The 4,260-nt window shown below is 41.5% G+C and carries 2 protein-coding genes and 3 pseudogenes; 3 read left to right on the forward strand and 2 right to left on the reverse strand.

Annotated elements, in window-relative coordinates; genetic code table 11:
- Positions 1–263: 263 nt before the first annotated feature.
- Positions 264–513: pseudogene (locus tag O9290_RS10810) on the reverse strand (hypothetical protein); the annotation flags it as partial.
- Positions 514–969: 456 nt separating this feature from the next.
- On the opposite strand from O9290_RS10810, the pseudogene O9290_RS10815 reads away from it, so the two are divergent.
- Together O9290_RS10815 and O9290_RS10820 are read left to right on the forward strand one after the other, a co-directional pair.
- A pseudogene (locus tag O9290_RS10815) lies at positions 970–1,194 on the forward strand (ISKra4 family transposase); the annotation flags it as partial.
- 91 nt (positions 1,195–1,285) lie between these two features.
- Positions 1,286–2,560 carry a threonine/serine exporter family protein gene (locus tag O9290_RS10820; protein ID WP_223212943.1) on the forward strand — a complete coding sequence of 425 codons (1,275 nt, stop codon included), beginning with the start codon at positions 1,286–1,288 and terminating at the stop codon, positions 2,558–2,560.
- Positions 2,561–2,575: 15 nt separating this feature from the next.
- Here O9290_RS10820 and O9290_RS10825 read toward each other — a convergent pair whose 3' ends face one another.
- Positions 2,576–3,313 carry an EcsC family protein gene (locus O9290_RS10825; protein ID WP_288058897.1) on the reverse strand — a complete coding sequence of 246 codons (738 nt, stop codon included), beginning with the start codon at positions 3,311–3,313 and terminating at the stop codon, positions 2,576–2,578.
- Between the two features lie 68 nt (positions 3,314–3,381).
- Between O9290_RS10825 and O9290_RS10830 the strand changes: the two are divergent.
- Positions 3,382–4,229: pseudogene (locus O9290_RS10830) on the forward strand (IS630 family transposase).
- The last annotated feature ends 31 nt before the right edge of the window (positions 4,230–4,260 follow it).

A 4,260-nucleotide genomic window follows, 5' to 3' on the forward strand; every position in this document is an offset into this window, starting at 1 on the left:
TTCTGGTTTCTGTGTGGAAACGGGGTCTATACTGATAGTTTCTTCAGCAAAATACTCCTAAAAGTCTTTCCCAGTAAATATTTCACGATTCTATAAGCAAAAATTATCACACAAAGTCGAGAAGAGCCTGGCTACCAATAAATTTCTTCCTTTCCAATCCGTTCTGTCGATTACCAATAACAGATGTCCTAGATGCCTAAGTTTTTTCAGTTTTCTTCTTTGATGTCGATTTTTATTTTTTCGGCTAAACTCTTGCTTAATAATGTGTTTAATTAGCGGAAACCATAACAATTTCACACTTAATTGCGGTAACTTAAGAAACCTCTGTAAATTTCTTCTTCTGCTTTCAAAGGTAATTGGTTGAGGAAATAGGGCAGCTAATCTCTCTAATTGTACCGTTCTGTGACCTTGTAAGAGCAGTATGAGGATTTGCAGGGTAAGATATTGTGCTTCGCTCAGATTAGCTTGTAAACAAGCCGGTTCTTCTGGTTTCTGTGTGGAAACGAGGTCTATACTGATAGTTTCTTCCGCCAAATAGCGATTAAAGTTTTGCCGGATAAGCATTTCACCTTACATAAGCAAAAATTATCACACAAAGTCGAGAAGAGCCACAAGCCTGATAGAATGATGGTAACATTTTAAATTTTTGAGTGGTTGCCATAACCACTCTATTTCTTTGGGGGACATTTGGCTAGAGTCTTTATCCTGCCTACCTTTAAACCTCTTTGTCACCCCTTGAGGGCTTTTAGACTTTTTTTCCCTCAAAAAGTGCTGACCATTGGAGTGATCGGGGGTAAAATTCCTGGACTTTTTCCCTGAAAATTAGGTAACTGACTACCTCAAAATCGGTAAAACCCTACACCCCACACCCCACACCCCACACCCTGCCCCCACGAAAAACTTTTTGCCGCAAACCCTAATTAGTACATAAGCTAAAAGCAAGCTGTGACTGGGTTATAATTTTTGGAGATGTCTATTACGGGGGCGAGATGGAGTCTCAAGGGTGCTGAGGCGGTTTTACGTCTTCGCTCCCTTCAGGTTAGCGGTGATTGGCCTGATTATTGGCACTTTCATTGACAGCAAGAGCATCAACGGCATCATCGGGCTTTGTATCAAGATGGTGTTCCTTTGCTCACAACTGTGATTCAAGCTTGTTGTTCTACTACTTCAAGACACACAGCGATGCTTGTTTGACTTGCCATACGTCCTTCTAAAAGAGCCGCACCCATCTAATTTCTGATTGGCCGATTCAAAAAGGAGAAAAACCAGAGTGGAGTGCGATCCTTTGACCTCAAAATCCTATTTATCCCCTAAATCTCCGTCTTTTCCTGATTATTTTCACCTGATGCTCTTAACTGGCCGCATCTTATTGCAGCACAGTACCACCACCGAACGAGTGCATCAAACCATTCAACAATTAGCGGAAAAATTCGGGGTAGAAGTCCGGGTATATTGTGAATATGAAGCCATTAAACTAACCGTAAAGAGTGAAAATGAATATTCCTCACACTTTAGTCGCCCCATCACCAGCATTGCCGTTAATATGGCTTTAATTACTCAGGTTTTTTTATCGATCGAAAAGTTTCAGCAAAATCGTTTAACCTTGACTGAGTTAATCCAGAAATTAGAAAAGATCGATAAATATCCCCCTATTTATTACCCTCGCTGGTTCATTATTCTGATGTTAGGCCTTACAGGGGCAAGTTTAGCCCGTATTTTTCAGGGAGACTGGGCTTCCTTTGTGATTACGGGAATTGCTACGGCAGTGGGCGTTATCTTACGACAAGAACTGGGGAAAAGGCATTTTAATCCTTTTTTACTTAATTTTCTAGCTGCTTTTTTGGGGGGATGTATCGGGGGAGTGGCAGGCCCACTGGGATGGAGTTCTACTCCTAATATCTGTTTTCTCATCCCGTCGATGATGTTAGTACCGGGGGTTCATCTGATTAATGGAGTCTTAGATTTAGTCGAGAATCATATTCCCATGGGCATGGCACGTCTAGAGTATAGTTTAGTAATTCTTAGTTCAATCGCCTTTGGTTTACTTCTCTCGACAACGGTTACAAACGCCTTACTACCTGTCAGTAATCCTGTTTCTCCCTTACCTCTATTTGAAGATGTTATTTTTGCGGGATTAGCGGCTATGGGATTCGCCATTTTCTTTAATGTGCCGCCGAAAATGTTATGGGCTTGCATTGTCTGTGGCATGGTGGGACATGGGGTAAGATGGTTGTGTATTGACCATGGACCCGGTATTATTTGGGGTAATTTAATTGCTTCTGCTGTTGTTGGGACAATGGCGCTTTATTTTTCTAATCGTTTTCATGCGCCACCGGCTGTAATCGCTTTTGGGGCGGTAGTGGGAATAGTACCAGGAATCTTTGCTTTTCAAGCAGCAAGCGGCTTAATTCAGATTATGACCATACCAGAGAATGCCAGTTCTTTATTACTTGCCACCACCCTAGGCATGATGACAAAAGCTTTTTTAATGACTTTAGCTATTCCCATTGGGTTAGCTATACCTATCCTTTTACGCTTTCAACGCCAACCCAATTTTTAGGAGCAATTCAGTTCTTCAGTTCGCTAGAGCCAAAGAAAGCTTCTGATTATCCAGCAGCCAACGCATTTGATAGGCACGGCGAGCGGCATCCGCCACTTGATTGAGGAAGAAACTCAAACCAACGCCGCTAGAGATAGCACCTAACCAAGGAATTGCCCCACCTACTGAACTGGGAGCTAAATAGATAGTAGCTTGCTGGAAAATCGTTTCAGCTGCCAGCGAGATTGCACCTTTGTCGCCGATTTCAGTGAGAAAATTGTCAAAAGCTTGGCGAGAAAATTGCGTGTGACTGTCTCTCAAATTATCCACCGCTTGCCATTTAGCCTCTGGAGTTTGGGCGGTAGCTGCTGCTAAGATAATCCAAGCAAAATTCCGCTCCTGTTCCGTTGTGGTCGAGTAACCATAACACAAGCCAATTCTCTGAATAGTTTGCAGAGATTGAACTATTGACAGTGGGATTTCGCCAATTACTCCGATAACTCCCATCAAACCGGCAATTGTCCCTTCCACCTCAGCAGTTGTCAGGGTTTTTTGCTGCACCTTCTTCGCTAAATGATCGCAATCTGCTAAGGAGACTTGTTGCCAATCGTGATCTTTCTCAACTCCGGCTAGGTGTTTCAATTGATCCCACTCTTCTTGCCATTTTTCCGCTAGGCGATCGCACAAAGTTAATGTCTCATCGATCCATTTTTCTGGAATGAGCCAATCGGCGATCTTCCCGATTGTACCGAACAATCTAGCAATTATAGTCATTTCAAATAATTGTGAGACAAGTGAAAAATAAGGTAAAATAAGGAGAAACGAGCAACCCATACAGAAAAATGTCCTATAGTCTAGACTTGAGAAAAAAGGTAATCGATTATGTAGAGAATGGAGGAAGCATAACTAAAGCTGCCGCTCTATTTAAGATAGGGAGAGCAACAATATATAGATGGCTGAGTAGGGAAGAAGGGTCAGCAACAAAGGTAAAACACCGTCAGAGAAAGCTGGACTGGAAAGCACTAGAAAGAGATGTCCAAGAAAATCCCGAAGCAAGATTAAGAGATAGAGCCGAGAAGTTTGGAGTGAGACCAAGTGCCATTTGCTATGCCTTAAAAAAATGGAAATCACCAGAAAAAAGAAAGAACTTCGTTATAGAGAAAGAAACCGAGAAGAAAGAATAAAATATTATAAAACCCTGAGAGAATTGATTAAAATATATGGTGGTAAAAGCCTTGTATTTATTGATGAGGCTGGGTTTGAAGAATTTCAAGACTGTCTTTATGCCTGGTCAAAAAAAGGGAAGAAAGTCTTTGGAGATAGACAAGGAAAACGAGGAAAAAGAGAGAACCTTGTCGCTGGGAGAAGAAAGGGGAAAAAAGACTTGATTGCACCAATGATATTTACGAGAAGCCTAACTGCGGAAGGCTTTGAAGGCTGGTTATCTTTATATTTATTGCCCTCTTTAACCATGACATCAATATTAATTATGGATAAGGCACCAATTCATCGGAAGACAGTGATTAGACAACTGGTAGAGGAAGCAGGTCATCAGGTAGTGTTTTTGCCAACATACTCTCCTGACTTAAATGATATCGAGCATGATTTTAGTGCATTAAAGAGAGCGAGAATGTATGCTCCTGTGGGTACATCCCTTGATGAAATTATTCGTACTTATTGTGTCGCCTAGCGTCTCGTTCTTATTTGAAATAACTATAAAG

This window comes from Microcystis sp. LE19-41.2A (genome assembly GCF_027530405.1).
In the GTDB taxonomy this organism is placed as follows: Bacteria; Cyanobacteriota; Cyanobacteriia; order Cyanobacteriales; family Microcystaceae; genus Microcystis; species Microcystis aeruginosa.